The organism is Shewanella sp. 3_MG-2023 (genome assembly GCF_030548765.1).
In the GTDB taxonomy this organism is placed as follows: Bacteria; Pseudomonadota; Gammaproteobacteria; order Enterobacterales; family Shewanellaceae; genus Shewanella.
In genome coordinates this window covers 47,227-62,174 of the sequence record NZ_JAUOSH010000028.1, presented here as the reverse complement: position 1 = coordinate 62,174, position 14,948 = coordinate 47,227, and the positions used below count along the sequence as shown (strand labels likewise).

Below are 14,948 nucleotides of genomic sequence, written 5' to 3'. Positions count from 1 at the left end.
ACATCAGTTAATGAATGTAGGTGTTAGCAACTCAAATCGAAAGGCGTTATGTTATAACTTCTAAATAATGGGTGGCTATGTATTACTGCCTTAATGAAGGCGAAGAAGGTGCGAGCAAACCGTTCCATGTTTTACGCATCAAACTAGATTAAGACGACCGTAGATAGACACGTCAATATAAAGCGTATGTATTTCATCAATGCATACGCTTTTTTATTAAGTGTAAATCGGTATCTGTCAATTTATATTTGATAATGATTCAAACATTAGGCTGTTTTTGATTGGGTTTTAGGCTTGTATTCTTAGTCCATCAGCAACGATAAGAGCGAAAGAACAATGAATAAAAAAATCACAATGGGTGTAACAGATTTATCATTCCATCACACGACAGCTTCATTGGTTAGCAATGTATTGAAGACCATGGGCTTCGAAGTTGAGCGAATCTTTTCCCCTCATCAGGAAAATTTTGAAAAACTGAAAGCTGGTGAAATCGATATGCTCTCTTCTGCTTGGTTACCATCGAGCCATGGTATCTATAAGTCGGACGTTGAAAAAGTTGAGCCATTAATCGAGCTTGGACTTCATTACGAACCTTACGCACTGTGGGGTGTGCCGGATTACGTACCTGAAGAGATGGTCGCTGAAGTGGCGGATTTATTGAAGCCTGAAGTCGTCGAGCAAATGAGACCTAAAATTCAAGGTATTAATCCAGGAGCTGGAATCACTCGCTTCTCTATCCAGATGATGGAAGAGTACGGTTTAAGTAAAGCAGGCTATGAGTTTTTTACAGGCAGTGAAGACGACTGTTTTAGTGCTTTTGAAGATGCCGTCGCAAATAAAGAGTGGGTCATTGTGCCGCTATGGAAACCGCAATTTCTTCACTATCGTTATGATATTCGCGAGCTTATAGAGCCGAAAGGGCTGCTTGGAATTGTAGACCGAGCTGTACTGTTACTGAGAGATGATAAGAAAAATCTATTTACTGATGAACAGCTTAAAACCTTAGATTCATTACGTTTCTCCAACGATATTATTGCCGAGCTTGATTATAAAGTGTGCCGAGAGGGTAAACCGCAAGATGAAGTGACGTATGAATGGTTAGCTGCACAAGGTGTTATCTAACTAGGTTAACAGGTAAGTATCTCAACACTACCCGGTCGAGCAGTGTGATTATCAAAAATATATTGAATGTAATTAAAAGATTGGGCGGTTTATCTAGGGTAAAAATCTCTATGATGAAGGTGTCCAATCAAAGGAGAAACAACATGCCAGCACCAACAACAATGAAAGCAATTGGTTTTACTCAATCACTAGCAATTACAGAGCAAGACAGCTTATTCGAGTTTGAAACAAGCCTGCCAGAGCTAAAAGACAATGACCTGCTGGTAAAAGTGAGTGCGACCTCGATTAACCCAGCAGATGCAAAAATACGTATCCGCAACGCACAAGATAAAACCCTAGAGCAGCCAAAAGTATTGGGCTATGACGCGGTGGGTGAAGTGGTTGCTAAAGGTGGCAATGTTTCAGGCTTCGAAATTGGTGACCGTGTTTATTACGCAGGTGATGTGACACGTATGGGTGCGAATGCTGAGTACCAAGCGGTCGATTACCGAATTACAGCTCACGCCCCAAAAAGCCTTTCTGACGAATCAGCAGCCGTTATGCCTCTCGCTACATTGACAGGTTGGGAAGCCTTGTTTGATCGCCTACGCGTTCGTCCAGAAGAGAAGAAATCTATTCTGATCATTGGTGGCGCAGGTGGTGTTGGTTCGATTACGGTTCAACTGGCGAAACAGCTTACTAACCTAACAGTGATTGCGACTGCTTCAAGACCAGAGACCGAGCAGTGGGTAAGAGATATGGGCGCTGACCATGTTGTGAATCACCGCAATCTGGTGGAGTCGGTACGTGAGCAAGGCATTCAGCATGTGGACTACATCTTCAACGTTGCAGATACCAAAGGCCATTGGGATGCAATGGTCGAGTTGATTGCTCCGCAAGGCATGATCAGTTCAATTGTAGAATTTGATGGTGGTGTTGATCTATCAAAACTACAAGGCAAATCAGCTGGATTCATCTGGGAACTGATGTTCACTCGCTCACTGTTTAACACTGACGATCTTCAGAAGCAGCAAGATATCCTATTCCAAGCTGCGAACTTGATTGATGCTGGCCGCATTAAGTCTACACTCACCACCACATTGAATGGTTTTAGTGTTGAGACGTTAAAAGACGCACACCAACGCATTGAAAGCAGCGCATCAATTGGCAAAACTGCGATTAAATACTAATTCAGACTTATAAAAACGGGATTTTTGATGAAACTGTATATCTACGAGCATTGTCCATTTTGTGCCCGTGTTGTTTATGTTGCTAATGCACTGAAGCTTAACGTTGAATACCAAGTTGTAGATTATGCTGATGCGCAAACTCTGATTGATTTAATCGGTCAAAAAATGGTGCCAGTTTTGGAGAAAACGGATGGCAGCGTGATGGCGGAAAGCATGGATATCATTGCTTACTTTATCGAGCAAGCTGGTATTGATGCGGTATCCGCACCATCAGAAGAGACGTTGGCATTTCAGCGTGAGGCATTCCCTTTGATTCAAAGAATTGGCTACCCTCGCTGGACGAAACTGAATCTAAAAGAGTTCGCGACTGAAGCAAGTGTTACTGCATGGCAAGCGAAGAAAGAGACAGAAGAGCTGAACTTTGTTCGCCTGTTAGAAAGCACAGAGCAGATTGTTGCAGATGTAAACGCACAGTTGCTTAACGCTGAAGCGTTGATCCAACCGAATGCGGGTAAATCACCACTGCCTCTGGTTGATCAGGCTATCTACTTCTCGCTACTGCGCGGCTTCTTTGTTGAGCCCACCGTTACTTGGCCGCAAGAGCTCAAGTTATGGCTGGAAACAAACAGTAATGAGCTAAGGTGCTAGTATACTAACTTTCTAGACTGGTTGGACGAAAGCGTATTAATTAGGCCCGAGTTATCAAGATGGTAGCTCGTTTTTTTTATTAATATAACCAGTCAAACTTAAAAATAGTAAAACCTGTGATTCCTTTTTACTCATTACTATTCCTCTTCCCCTAGAAGTAACCTCAAGGCAGGTTGGAAATCTTTACGACGTGATTTTCCATACCTGTAGTTATTCATTTATTTCTAATTTAGCAAAATCCCAAACACGAAAATGTCCAAAAGTGAGTTTCGGTCTTTATTGTCTTTATTGTTCGCTGTGGCGTCATGCGGTAAAGCTAAAATTTCAATCTTTATTGTGTTTTGCGGCCTTACTGATTACAAGTTAATGCAGTTTTAAGTCGATAAACGTTTCAAACTTTAATGTAAGGCGACATTCCCTTAAGCCAACACGCAGGCTTAATTGCAGATTGCTTGCGCTTCAAATAGTAATCTTGGCTGTGACAAGTTAAAATATCGTTTCATTAAAAACTGGGTATCTCGATGTTTTGGCTTAAAAAAATCTTATCTCAATTGGTTATGCCTATTCCGCTGACATTATTACTGCTGTTATTGGCGATATTTGTGTTCCGCAGCCAATCCCAGCGATTGAAAACCTTAGGGCAAAGCGCTTTAATCGCGGCTTTCGCTATTTTATTGCTACTGAGTAATTCGCAATTTAGTGCAGGGTTAGCAGCCAGTTTAGAGTCTCAATACCCAGTGAATAACTCCCCTTTAACCCTTGTTTATCAATCGGGTACTGTCGCTAATGCGCAGCAAGCCTGTTATGTGATGGTGCTGGGTTCAGGTCACACTGAAAATGCTAATCGAGCTGCGGTGCAGCAGTTATCATCGACAGCATTAGCAAGATTATCAGAAGGCGTAAGGCAGCTAAAACTTGCAGATAATCGTTGCCAGTTGGTGGTCAGTGGTTGGAGTGGCGGCTTAACGCCAACCCCCCATGCTGAAATTATGCAGCAAGCGGCGATTGAGCTGGGCGTGCAAGCAAGCCAAATAGTGACGTTTGCTGATGCGCTAGATACCATTGAAGAAGCAAAATCTATGGCTGAGTTAATTGCCAATAAGCCTTTTATATTGGTTACCTCTGCGACCCATATGCCGCGCTCAATGAAGATTTTTACCACACTTGATTTAAATCCCATCGCCGCGCCGACTAATTTTATCAGCTCACCGGGTTATTGGTGGCGCTTTAGTGCTGAAAATCTGTATATATCCCAGCGTGCAATTCACGAGTATGTGGGCATGTTATGGCTAACCATAAAAGGATTATTAACTGATGTCTGATCCCAGCCAACATGAGCGCTCAGAGCCATTGTTTATCGCGCCGCATAATAAGCGCAACGGCATTAGTTTAACCATTGCTGGTGGCATTGCGGTATTTATCAGCTTGATATTATTTATCAACAACAAAAGCCTATTTGGTGTCGGTATGGTGTTTTTTGCCGTTGGCAGTGTAGGGCTGGTACTAGGTGTTGCCAAAATAAATCAGCCGAAAGCCAGTTTTAAATTATCTGCAGCAGGATTTGATTATTATCATGGCCGCGGCACAGTGCACGTAGCTTGGGATAATGTGCAGCGTATTGACGTGTCACGGGTGACCCAAAATCTTGAGTTAATTGAACTGCCGTATATTGGCATTAAACTCAAACACATCAATCCGATTTTAGATTGTATCTCCCCAAGGTTAGCCACCGGGTTATTGACTGAGCAGCGGCCGTTACTCATGACAGCAGCGACTCAAGATGAAGACTTACAAAGCCTTGAAACCTATGTCGGCGCTGAATTTACCCCATTAGTGGTTAATGGTGAGCGTTATCGTGGCGTATTAGCCATGTTTGGCCATCGCTGCCAAACCTTAGATGCTCAACTCGGGTTTCACCTTTATTTATCTATTGATAGCCTAGATAGAGCGCCAGCGGAGTTTGTCAGCTTACTGCGGCAATGGCAGCAGCAATCTATTAAGCCCTAAAGCGATTATTTGTAGATATTGCTAACTTATAGCCAAAGCGCTAATTAAAAGTGCTTACAAAAAGAGATGTGTTTAATTATTAAATAATAACTTATTGAACGAATGCCAAACGTCGATGTTTGGCATTCGTTTTAAATATTCATGAAGGATAAGCCAAACGCTGAAATTGACTATGCCGATACAGCTGCAGTGAGTTGAGGCTTTTCTTTTTCAGTTTCAACAGTGGAAACCAATTTTTCATTATTTTCTAATGCTTTGCTTTGTTTATCGTAAGCTTTTCGATAACCAAGGAACTGACCGTTATCTAAAATTTCCATACGCTTACTGTACACTTCACCATCAAAAGTTCCGGTATTGGTAATGGTGAGTTTTTCGCAATTAATATTACCTGTCATTAAGCCAGAAACCGTCGCTTCCACACAAACAACACCACCGGTGACAACCCCAGTAGCTTCAACCGTTATGTTACCAGAAGCGCGAATTTCGCCATCAACTTTCCCTGCAATAAGTACGTCGCCGTTAACTTTGATATTACCGCTTAATTCACAATCATTGGCAATAAAACTCAGGTTACTTGTGGGACTTTTTTTACTAAACATATTCGCTCTCTTTATGCATTTTTGACCGCAATGACCAGGATAATTATGCGGTTAAATTTATTTTGTTGTTAGTATTTAACATTTAATATAGCGACAATTAATCGCAAAAAAAACAATTAAATTTTGACTATTAAGACTTTTTTGACTACCAAGACTTATTGACACAGTTTATTGATACAGCTTAGCTAAAACAGCATTAACTCGTAACGTTAAGCTCAATGACACTGATAGAAGCTGATGGGCAGGGGGCAACACAAGCGCCGCAGCCTGTACAAGCCTCAAGATCAATCATAGGTTTGGGTACTTGGCCAATGGCCATCTTAAAGCTTATTGCTGCGGGATCGCAGGCATCTTTACAGTTTTGACACCATACGCCTTGATAGGTTAAACAGCTGTCATTGACGCCGGCTTTTATGTTCCAAGGCGTGAGTTGAGAAAGATCAAAAATGGGCTCTTTGCATACTGTGGCGCATTGCTGACAGAATGTGCACTCGTCGTTTGTGAATGATATTTCAGGAAAACCACCATCACCTTTAATGATTACCTTAGTTTCGCAGGCATCGATGCAGGCATTACAGCGAGTACATTCGTCAGTGAACTCAATATCAGACTTAACCCAAGGCGGTCTTTGGGCATCAATTTTACGTCTGCGAAATAGGTTTCTGCGGCTGTGATTGACTGACTGACTCATACTTCTTCCACTATTTTTGGCTAACAATAACAAGGCTAACATTAATGAGACTAAAGTTAGCTAGTAAATATCTACAGGGCTTAAATAAATAGGCTCAAAAAACTATGTCAACTAACCCCTTAACTTCGGTAGCCGTCAGGATTTTTAGATTGCCAATGCCAGCTAGATTCAACCATGGTTTCAAGGGACAGCTCAGCGTGCCAATCTAATGCCGTTTTCGCGTGAGACACGTCAGCAAAGTATGCCGCAAGATCGCCCTCTCTACGAGCACTAAAGCAATAGGGTATCGCTTTACCGGTTATTTGCTCAAAGGTATTAATAATTTCGATAACGCTGTACCCACGGCCTGTGCCTAAATTGTAGGTGGCAATGCCTGAATTACTGTTGAGCTTAGCTAATGCTTTTAGGTGGCCTTGGGCTAAATCAACCACATGGATGTAATCTCGTACACCTGTGCCGTCAGGGGTAAGATAATCATTACCAAACACCTGTAATTCTTTTAGCTTGCCCACAGCCACTTGGCATATATAAGGCATAAGATTATTCGGAATATCGCTAGGATCTTCACCGATCAGTCCGCTTGGGTGAGCACCAACTGGGTTGAAGTAGCGTAAAATAGTGATATCCCATTGATTATCAGCAGTATGTAAGTCAGCCAGTAGTTGTTCCACCATCAGCTTTGACTGACCATAAGGGTTCGTGGCTCCGGTTGAATCGGTTTCTTTAATAGGCAAGCCATCAGGGATGCCGTATACCGTAGCTGAAGAGCTAAAAACTAACTTTTTCACCTGATGTTCCGCCATGACTTGGCACAAAATTATTGTGCCGGTGACATTAGTTTCATAATACTGCAATGGCTTACACACTGAATCAGCCTCCGCTTTTAAACCAGCAAAATGAATTACTGATTCAATGACATGATCAGTAAATATTTTATGTAATAGCGCTTTATTTAGCACACTGCCTTGATAAAAAATGCAGCTTTTACCGGTAATTTGTTCAATGCGAGATAAGGCGATGACATTGGCGTTGGATAAATTATCGACAATGATAACCTGTTGATTAGCATTTAACAGTTCAACTACAGTGTGGCTTCCTATATATCCGGCTCCGCCAGTGACTAAAATTGCCATGAAATGTCCTTAACTGTGGATGACATAAAATTGAATGCAAAAATGACAGTCTACTTAAAAGTTTAACTATAGCGCCAAAGTAAAGCGAGTTAATTGCTTGGATTTTATTCTACTTAAGTTATCAAGCTCACTAAAAAAGGTATCAAGCTTTAACCTGTTTAAAGCTTAAAAGTTTTATCCATTGACTTAAGACAGAATCGGGAGATGAGTTGTTGGCCACTTTGTAATTTAAAGGTGGCAGTTTATATGACTAATTTTATTAAGTTAAGTTTAGTAGAAACTGCTAATGTAGCGTTTTGTTTACGAATTGTACTGTCAAATCACTGAAGAATAAAACCCCAAGCAGTTAACAAAATGTGATCCTTAGCACACTATGAAGGGAGTGAAGTTTACGTAAAGTGGCACTTATGAGCAAAGTAACAAATTACACCGCGAAGATCCCTGATAGTCAGGGTTACATCCAATATACCGATGAAGAACATGACATTTGGCATCAGTTATATCAGCGCCAAGTGAACAATATGCCAGGCAGAGCTTGCGAGGCATATATGCATGGCCTTGATGCTTTAGCTATGCCCACGAATCGGGTACCGCAATTAAAAGAAATCGATAAGGTGTTACTTGCATCTACAGGCTGGCAAACTTCAGGAGTGCCGGCACTTATTTCATTCGGTAAATTTTTTGAATTGTTGGCCAATAAGCAGTTTCCTGTGGCGACCTTTATTCGCTCAAAAGAAGAGTTCGACTACCTACAAGAACCTGATATTTTTCATGAAATATTTGGTCATTGCCCGTTATTAACCAATCCGTCATTTGCACATTTTTCGCATATTTATGGCCAATTAGGTTTGGCGGCATCTAAAGAAGAACGGGTGTTTTTAGCGAGGTTATATTGGTTTACGGTCGAGTTTGGTTTAATGAAAGCCAAAGATGATCAACTTAATATCTATGGTGGCGGTATATTAAGCTCGCCAGGTGAAACCTTATACGCATTAAGTGATAAACCGGAGCGTAAGCCTTTTGAGCTACTGGATGTGCTGAGAACCCCATATCGAATAGATATTATGCAGCCGATTTATTACGTTATCGACAATATCGACTTTTTAGATGAAATCACTCGAATGGATATTATGGCTGAAGTCGCTAAAGCACGGCAGCTAGGTTTGTTTGCGGCTAAATTTGCCCCAAAACCCAAGCCAATAGCCGTTTAGGGACTCGTTAAAACTAGTCATTCATTTATACATTAATAATATAAACACTAGATTAAACTAGTGTGATAATACAGGAGCTGTTATGTCAGATTTATCCGAACTAAAATGTGAGGCTTGCCAAATAGATGCCCCAAAAGTAACCGAGCAAGAGCTGGTTGAATTTAGTCAAATGGTACCCCAGTGGACCGTTGAAAACCGTGATGGTATTAATCAATTAGAGCGAGTTTTTAAGTTTAAAAACTTCAAACTGGCGATGGAATTCACCAATAAACTCGCTGATGTTGCTGAAGCTGATTTTCACCATCCGGGGATCTTAACTGAATGGGGCAAAGTGACAGTGACTTGGTGGTCACATTCCATTAAAGGTCTTCATAAGAATGATTTCATTATGGCGGCGAAAACCGACCAGTTAATTAACTAAAATCTTAGTTAATTATATCAGCAGGTTACGTTAACGTAACCTGTTTTAGCACGTCCTCTGTTACAATTATGCTGTAAACAACACTTGCCACGCGCCCGATAACCTTTTAACGTATCGCTCACAAATTAAGAAGGGCACCCTGACATGGTCAGAATCGAGTCCTCGGATATTCCAGAAAACAATATAATAGGGAATAGTTGTTTATGCGTTTGGAAGTCAGTTGTTTAGATCGTATCGGCCTTGCGAAAGATATTCTAGAAGTGCTAGAAAACTATGGCATTAACTTAATTGCAATTGATGCCAGCAATAGAGGCTTTTTGTACCTACAGTTTGCCGAAATTGGCTTTGAAACCTTAAGTGAATTAATGCCTTTAATTCGCAAAGTAGAAAGCGTCCATGATGTTCGTACCGTATCGTTTATGCCCTCCGAGCAAGAACATTACGCGCTCAAAACCTTATTACAAACCCTGCCAGACTCCGTTTTTTCAATTAATGCTAAAGGCCGTATTCGTATTGTTAATGAATCCGCATTATTAACCCTTAATATGCAAGAGCATGAAGTGATTGATGAATCGCTTAATCATTGGGTGCAAGGATTTAACTTTTCTCGCTGGTTAACTGAAGCCCCTGTATTAGCGCAAGCCACTCGGGTGCAAATTGGTAATAATGAATATTTAGCCGAAATGCTGCCTATCTATTTACCTGATGAAAACAATGCCAGTATTTTAGCGGGCGCGGTGGTGTCGCTAAAATCACCAGCCCGTGTCGGTAAGCAATTTAATGCGCTGCAAAATCAAACCACAGGCTTTGATAATGTGTTGGCCGTTAGCGATAAAATGAAAGATGTGCTTAAACAAGCCAAACGTATGGCCCAACTGGATGCACCGTTATTAATAACTGGTGAAACGGGTACTGGTAAAGAGTTGATGGCCAAAGCGAGCCATGATGCCAGTATGCGCCGAGAGCACGCCTTTATTGCTATTAACTGCGCTGCATTACCAGATAGCGTGGCAGAAGAAGAATTGTTTGGCTTTGTGTCAAATGGCCAAGTGGTAAAACGTGGCTTGTTTGAAGAGGCGAAAGGTGGCACTGTTTTCTTAGATGAAATTGCCGAAATGTCAAAAGCTGCTCAAGTAAAACTATTGCGTTTACTACAAGATGGCACTTTTAGACGCATTGGCGGCGATGAAGAAGTGCGCGCTGATGTACGTATAATTTGTTCTACCCAAAAGAACTTGGCAGAACTGTGCCAATCAGGTGAATTCAGAGAAGATCTTTACTATCGCATTCATGTACTTAGTTATCACATGCCGTCGCTCCGTGAACGTAAAGTGGATGTTATTCCGCTCACTGAAATGTTTTTAGAGCATTATAGCCAGCAGTTATCGAGTCCATTACGACGTATTTCAGCATCATGTCGGGACTACTTGTTCACCTATGCCTGGCCAGGTAATGTGCGTCAGCTTAAAAACGCTATTTTTAGAGCGGTATCGATGTGGGATGGCTCGGCAGAACTAACCGTTGAGCAACTTAAGTTACCTTCTTATGCTGAAGGCTTTGGCTACTTTGATGAAGAGTTTGAAGGCAGCTTAGATCAAGCCATGAAAGAATATGAGGCGAGCTTATTAAGGCGCTTATATCCAGCTTATCCAAGTACCCGTCAATTAGCTAAAAAGCTGGGAGTTTCTCACACCGCTATTGCTAACAAGCTGCGCGACTACAAAATATCTAAAAAACGTTAATTAATCGTAGCGGTTATTTTTAGTGTAACGATTTCATGCCATCAAAATGTCAGTAAGCCACTGGCATTTTGAGGTTTACCAGCCTGAGATCCGCATTCTGATACTGGGATCTCATTCTGTATTGAAACCTTTACAATTTAACTCTCAAGCATACAAAGTGTGATTTATCTCACGCTATATTAATTCGGTTAAGCTTAGGGTATTTGTATCGTTAACAACGCTATTTTAGTTGTTATTACTCAGCATAGGCGCTTTACAGGTAGCATATTTGATTTAATCGAATTGCCAAGCCAGTTAGCACGTCTTGTAATCACATTGTCTTGAGTAGTAGCAACATTATTTGTACCCATCTAGGAGTCAAAATGAAACTTGCAAGTTATAACAACGGTCGCCGTGATGGCCAACTGATGTTGGTCAGTAAAGATTTAACCAAAGCCGTTGCCGTACCTGCTATTGCGCATACTATGCAGCAATTATTAGATGCTTGGGATTTATTAAACCCGCAATTACAAGAATTATATGAAGCATTAAATGCCGGTATGATGGACAACGCCGTTGATTTTGATGAAGCTAAATGTTTATCGCCATTGCCTCGTGCATATCAATGGGCTGATGGCAGTGCATACGTCAACCACGTTGAATTGGTTCGTAAAGCGCGCGGCGCAGAAATGCCAGCAACGTTTTGGACTGATCCATTAGTATATCAAGGTGGCTCAGATTGCTTTATCGCGCCAAAAGCCGATATTGAAATGGCCAGTGAAGAGTACGGTATTGATTTCGAGTCAGAAATCGCAGTGGTCACTGACGACGTTAAAATGGGCGTAGATGCAGATAACGCTGCCCAGCACATCAAATTATTGATGCTAGTGAATGACGTATCGTTACGTAATCTTATACCTGGGGAGTTAGCGAAAGGGTTTGGCTTTTTCCAATCAAAGCCTTCAAGTGCGTTTTCGCCAGTGGCGATTACCCCTGATGAATTAGGTGACAGATGGCAAGATAGCAAAGTGCACTTACCATTGGTAACTCATTTAAATGGTGATTTATTTGGTCGTCCTAATGCGGGCGTAGATATGACGTTTAACTTTAGTCAATTGGTCGCTCATGTTGCTAAGACCCGTCCATTGGCAGCGGGAGCTGTGATTGGTTCTGGTACTATTTCAAATTATGATCGCAGTGCCGGTTCTAGCTGTTTAGCTGAAAAACGCATGCTAGAAATCATTGCAGACGGTAAAGCTTCAACGCCATTTATGCGTTTTGGCGATACAGTAAGAATTGAAATGTTTGATGATCAAGATAACTCAATCTTTGGTTCTATCGATCAAAAAGTGGTTGAATACAAAGCTTAAATAAGTGTTTGCTGTGATAAAAAGCAATAGCGTCTAACGTTATTGCTTTTTTTATATCATCAATGCTAACTCAGTTAATTTGATAAGGATATACAATGAAATTATATGGTTATTGGCGCTCCAGTGCGGCATATCGGGTGCGTATCGCGCTTAATCTTAAGCAGCTGGATGCAGAGCAAATTTCAGTGCATTTAGTCAAAAATGGCGGTGAGCAGCATAGTGATATGTTTGCCCAATTGAACCCACAGCATTTGGTTCCGGCATTGGTTGATGAAGATGACCATGGAGAGTTTAATTTAACCCAGTCATTGGCAATTATTGAGTATTTAGAAGAGCAATATCCGCAATATAGTTTATTGCCACAAGGGGCTAAAAATAGAGCCGTAGTGCGTGCCATGGCGCAATTGATCGCTTGTGAAGTTCACCCACTGGACAACTTACGGGTATTACAGTATCTCGTTAAAGACATGGGCGTATCTGAAGAAGACAAAATGAACTGGTATCATCATTGGATCCATTTAGGTTTTGCGGCGCTAGAAAAGCAATTAGCTGTTCACTCTGGTAAATTTAGTTTTGGCGACAGTCCAAGCTTGGCAGATATTTGTCTTATCCCTCAGGTTTACAATGCCTATCGCTTCAACGTAGATTTATCTGCATACCCTAATATTGTGCGGATTTGGCACACATGTCAGGCTCACCCAGCCTTTGCTGCAGCTGCGCCTGAGCAGCAAGATGATGCCAGTTAACCCAGCATTTTTTAGATAAGCTCGAGTAAAATATGGACTATGAAGCTCAGTTAAAAAATTGGATTGTAGCAGACAAGATGCGCATTAGTGCCTTGCAGCAAGTTGCAGCGCTTTTTACTGAGCTTAATATTACAGATTGGTACATTGCTGCAGGGTTTGTGCGTAATTTAGTGTGGGATAAACAGCATCAAATAGCGCCCAGTGCGTTAACTGATATTGATGTGATTTATTATTGCAGCAAACAAACCAGTGCCTATCGTGATAAGTTAATCGAAAAAGCATTATCTGAGCGGATAAAACTGCCTTGGTCGGTGAAAAACCAAGCCAGAATGCATAAAAGGAATCATCACCCAGCCTATACATCAACCCTTGATGCGATGTGTTATTGGCCTGAGCAACAAACAGCGGTAGCGGTAAAACTGGATAATGATGGCAAGTTAGTGCTAAAGGCATTATTTGGTTATGAAAACCTATTTAGCCTATCGGTGAGCTATAACCCCAATGCCGATAAACATGTGTTTATGGAGCGTGTTGCCAGTAAACCTTGGTTTAAGCAATATCCTAAGCTTTCACTTGAGCTCTAACCCCCCCGTAACCCCTTGTCATTTATCACTAGTCAATTAGCTCTTGAGTTTAAGTTATAGCCTTTAGCTGCACCTTTTATGTCATTTTTATGTCATTTTTTTATGTCAGCTTTAACACTTGTGAATGTTTTGCAGTGGCATTTTCATGGAAAATATCATCAAGATAACCTGCAAGCTCTGTTTCTTTAAGCTCAGGTGGAATGATGACCTCATGGATGCGCGATCTAAGCCCGGTGCCTGAATCACGAAACAGTAGCCATTGGGGCTGATCACTTTGTCTATCTTGGCGCTTAATTGACAAGGACTTACCAAACACATCAAATTTTATAAATTTTTCATTCATCATCTTGTCCTCTTGGCGGTGGTTTAGCTAATAGGCATAGAGTTAAATATTTTGAAATAAAAACTCTATGGTAAAGGTTAGCACCACTTGATTGATGCGCACTTCATCATCTTTAGTCCAAGTATATTCAGGCGTGATGGCAAAAAACAACCAATCTCGGACAAAGTTTTGTCGGTAAGTTAAGCCAATTTTTGCACTATCAATATATTTATAAGGCTGGTCGACGCCGTGTATGTGGGCTTGATAACTAATGGCTTGTTTATCACTGATATATTGATATAACTGCAGACCTGAGCCTAGCTCCCAACCATTATCGTTAGTTTCATATTGGAACGCAGCACTCCAGCGCAATAAAAAATCATCGTTAAAAGAGTGTTCAATATCGAATTCAGTAGACTCACCAGTGAGATTTTTCTCTTGATACAGCTTTTGGGTGATGCGGCTGATGGTATTTTCTGAAATAGGATAGGTATAGCGATAACGAGCTTCGATTTTAGGCTTAAAACTGAGCTTTATATTAAAACTACTTCTATTTCGAGCTAGCCAGTCATAGCGTAAGCTAAATTCCCTGTCGTTGTTATCGTCAGGGCTGCGTATAAATGAAAATGGATCATCTTCTCCAGTTGAATCAAAAATGAGTTTTAGCTTTTTAGTGACTCCAGGTAAATTAACCCGCGCATTGACGTTAGCATGATATTTAAAACCTTCTTTTTCATAATAGGAAAAATCATTATACCAACGGACAATCGTGCCAGCTCTGGCATCATCTTCAATGCGATCATCGACAAAGAAGCTGTCAAACCAAATGGCCGGTTGGCAGAATTTGGTGTTGAGATAATCAAAAGCCTTATCAATTTTCTCATCAGTTTGTGAACGGCTATAACAAGCTGATGGCTCGACTTCATCATCTGACTGGGTTTCATTCAAAGGTGATTTTTTGTCGGTGATGGTCTTTTCAGAGGTAGGCTTATCATCAGAGATGGGCTCATTATCAAAGATAGCATTAGCGATGTCCTTGGGCTGTGATGCAGCTAAATCAGCTGCAATAAACAGCGTGAGGCTAAACAGTGATGTTATCCATATTTGTGTCATTGAAAGATAATTACAGCCTATAAACAAAGGTAAAGGTATTTTGTTCAAGGGTAGCACCTTTGTAACAACAATTGAGGGGGTTTATCTTTTA

16 protein-coding genes are annotated in these 14,948 nt (G+C 41.1%); 11 read left to right on the top strand and 5 right to left on the bottom strand.

Annotated features, from left to right (window positions below):
• Nucleotides 1-336 precede the first annotated feature (336 nt).
• From Q4591_RS15545 to Q4591_RS15525, 5 genes are all read left to right on the top strand, one after another.
• Nucleotides 337-1,122 carry a glycine betaine ABC transporter substrate-binding protein gene (locus tag Q4591_RS15545; RefSeq protein WP_303461796.1) on the top strand — a complete coding sequence of 262 codons (786 nt, stop codon included), beginning with the start codon at nucleotides 337-339 and terminating at the stop codon, nucleotides 1,120-1,122.
• Nucleotides 1,123-1,265: 143 nt separating this feature from the next.
• The gene (locus tag Q4591_RS15540; RefSeq protein WP_102322246.1) at nucleotides 1,266-2,291 is read left to right on the top strand and encodes a zinc-binding alcohol dehydrogenase family protein; all 1,026 of its coding nucleotides are present in this window, start codon (nucleotides 1,266-1,268) and stop codon (nucleotides 2,289-2,291) included.
• 27 nt (nucleotides 2,292-2,318) lie between these two features.
• Nucleotides 2,319-2,939 carry a glutaredoxin 2 gene (gene grxB / locus Q4591_RS15535; protein ID WP_303461793.1) on the top strand — a complete coding sequence of 207 codons (621 nt, stop codon included), beginning with the start codon at nucleotides 2,319-2,321 and terminating at the stop codon, nucleotides 2,937-2,939.
• Nucleotides 2,940-3,460: 521 nt separating this feature from the next.
• A complete protein-coding gene (locus tag Q4591_RS15530) occupies nucleotides 3,461-4,261 on the top strand; it encodes an ElyC/SanA/YdcF family protein (RefSeq protein WP_102519035.1) in 801 nt (266 codons plus the stop codon).
• Nucleotides 4,254-4,946, top strand: coding sequence for a DUF2982 domain-containing protein (locus Q4591_RS15525; RefSeq protein WP_102437749.1), 693 nt, complete (start codon nucleotides 4,254-4,256; stop codon nucleotides 4,944-4,946). Before Q4591_RS15530 ends, Q4591_RS15525 begins: the two co-directional genes overlap by 8 nt.
• Before the next feature lie 170 nt (nucleotides 4,947-5,116).
• On the opposite strand, the gene Q4591_RS15520 is transcribed toward Q4591_RS15525, so the two are convergent.
• The 3 genes from Q4591_RS15520 to galE all read right to left on the bottom strand — a co-directional run bounded on the left by Q4591_RS15520 (nucleotide 5,117) and on the right by galE (nucleotide 7,369).
• A complete protein-coding gene (locus Q4591_RS15520; RefSeq protein WP_102437747.1) occupies nucleotides 5,117-5,545 on the bottom strand; it encodes a polymer-forming cytoskeletal protein in 429 nt (142 codons plus the stop codon).
• A gap of 196 nt (nucleotides 5,546-5,741) precedes the next feature.
• Complete coding sequence (napF, locus tag Q4591_RS15515; protein ID WP_303461791.1) at nucleotides 5,742-6,236, bottom strand: ferredoxin-type protein NapF; 495 nt, start codon at nucleotides 6,234-6,236, stop codon at nucleotides 5,742-5,744.
• A gap of 119 nt (nucleotides 6,237-6,355) precedes the next feature.
• A complete protein-coding gene (galE, locus tag Q4591_RS15510) occupies nucleotides 6,356-7,369 on the bottom strand; it encodes a UDP-glucose 4-epimerase GalE (RefSeq protein ID WP_303461789.1) in 1,014 nt (337 codons plus the stop codon).
• A 407-nt stretch (nucleotides 7,370-7,776) separates the two neighbouring features.
• Between galE and phhA the strand changes: the two genes are divergently transcribed.
• From phhA to Q4591_RS15480, 6 genes are all read left to right on the top strand, one after another.
• Nucleotides 7,777-8,580, top strand: a complete 804-nt coding sequence (phhA, locus tag Q4591_RS15505) for a phenylalanine 4-monooxygenase (RefSeq protein WP_303461787.1) — start codon at nucleotides 7,777-7,779, stop codon at nucleotides 8,578-8,580.
• A gap of 82 nt (nucleotides 8,581-8,662) precedes the next feature.
• Nucleotides 8,663-9,001, top strand: a complete 339-nt coding sequence (locus Q4591_RS15500; protein WP_102437739.1) for a 4a-hydroxytetrahydrobiopterin dehydratase — start codon at nucleotides 8,663-8,665, stop codon at nucleotides 8,999-9,001.
• A gap of 203 nt (nucleotides 9,002-9,204) precedes the next feature.
• Entirely contained in the window at nucleotides 9,205-10,743 is a 1,539-nt protein-coding gene (tyrR, locus tag Q4591_RS15495) for a transcriptional regulator TyrR (RefSeq protein ID WP_102437737.1), read from the top strand.
• A 362-nt stretch (nucleotides 10,744-11,105) separates the two neighbouring features.
• On the top strand, nucleotides 11,106-12,092 hold the full coding sequence (locus Q4591_RS15490) for a fumarylacetoacetate hydrolase family protein (RefSeq protein ID WP_076539825.1): 987 nt from the start codon (nucleotides 11,106-11,108) through the stop codon (nucleotides 12,090-12,092).
• A 95-nt stretch (nucleotides 12,093-12,187) separates the two neighbouring features.
• Nucleotides 12,188-12,838 carry a maleylacetoacetate isomerase gene (maiA, locus tag Q4591_RS15485; protein WP_102437733.1) on the top strand — a complete coding sequence of 217 codons (651 nt, stop codon included), beginning with the start codon at nucleotides 12,188-12,190 and terminating at the stop codon, nucleotides 12,836-12,838.
• A 32-nt stretch (nucleotides 12,839-12,870) separates the two neighbouring features.
• The gene (locus Q4591_RS15480) at nucleotides 12,871-13,422 is read left to right on the top strand and encodes a nucleotidyltransferase family protein (protein WP_102532224.1); all 552 of its coding nucleotides are present in this window, start codon (nucleotides 12,871-12,873) and stop codon (nucleotides 13,420-13,422) included.
• Nucleotides 13,423-13,522: 100 nt separating this feature from the next.
• Here the strand turns inward: Q4591_RS15480 and Q4591_RS15475 are convergent, their stop codons facing one another.
• Both Q4591_RS15475 and Q4591_RS15470 read right to left on the bottom strand, forming a co-directional pair.
• Nucleotides 13,523-13,768, bottom strand: a complete 246-nt coding sequence (locus tag Q4591_RS15475; RefSeq protein ID WP_241903501.1) for a hypothetical protein — start codon at nucleotides 13,766-13,768, stop codon at nucleotides 13,523-13,525.
• 39 nt (nucleotides 13,769-13,807) lie between these two features.
• Complete coding sequence (locus Q4591_RS15470; protein ID WP_303461783.1) at nucleotides 13,808-14,905, bottom strand: hypothetical protein; 1,098 nt, start codon at nucleotides 14,903-14,905, stop codon at nucleotides 13,808-13,810.
• Nucleotides 14,906-14,948 lie beyond the last annotated feature (43 nt).

Coding starts and splice junctions, on each gene's coding strand:
- tyrR (WP_102437737.1), top strand. CDS start 9,205: ATGCGTTTGGAAGTCAGTTGTTTAGATCGTATCGGCCTTGCGAAAGAT.
- grxB (WP_303461793.1), top strand. CDS start 2,319: ATGAAACTGTATATCTACGAGCATTGTCCATTTTGTGCCCGTGTTGTT.
- Q4591_RS15540 (WP_102322246.1), top strand. CDS start 1,266: ATGCCAGCACCAACAACAATGAAAGCAATTGGTTTTACTCAATCACTA.
- Q4591_RS15480 (WP_102532224.1), top strand. CDS start 12,871: ATGGACTATGAAGCTCAGTTAAAAAATTGGATTGTAGCAGACAAGATG.
- Q4591_RS15545 (WP_303461796.1), top strand. CDS start 337: ATGAATAAAAAAATCACAATGGGTGTAACAGATTTATCATTCCATCAC.
- napF (WP_303461791.1), bottom strand. CDS start 6,236: ATGAGTCAGTCAGTCAATCACAGCCGCAGAAACCTATTTCGCAGACGT.
- Q4591_RS15530 (WP_102519035.1), top strand. CDS start 3,461: ATGTTTTGGCTTAAAAAAATCTTATCTCAATTGGTTATGCCTATTCCG.
- Q4591_RS15490 (WP_076539825.1), top strand. CDS start 11,106: ATGAAACTTGCAAGTTATAACAACGGTCGCCGTGATGGCCAACTGATG.
- phhA (WP_303461787.1), top strand. CDS start 7,777: ATGAGCAAAGTAACAAATTACACCGCGAAGATCCCTGATAGTCAGGGT.
- Q4591_RS15520 (WP_102437747.1), bottom strand. CDS start 5,545: ATGTTTAGTAAAAAAAGTCCCACAAGTAACCTGAGTTTTATTGCCAAT.
- galE (WP_303461789.1), bottom strand. CDS start 7,369: ATGGCAATTTTAGTCACTGGCGGAGCCGGATATATAGGAAGCCACACT.
- Q4591_RS15500 (WP_102437739.1), top strand. CDS start 8,663: ATGTCAGATTTATCCGAACTAAAATGTGAGGCTTGCCAAATAGATGCC.
- Q4591_RS15475 (WP_241903501.1), bottom strand. CDS start 13,768: ATGATGAATGAAAAATTTATAAAATTTGATGTGTTTGGTAAGTCCTTG.
- maiA (WP_102437733.1), top strand. CDS start 12,188: ATGAAATTATATGGTTATTGGCGCTCCAGTGCGGCATATCGGGTGCGT.
- Q4591_RS15525 (WP_102437749.1), top strand. CDS start 4,254: ATGTCTGATCCCAGCCAACATGAGCGCTCAGAGCCATTGTTTATCGCG.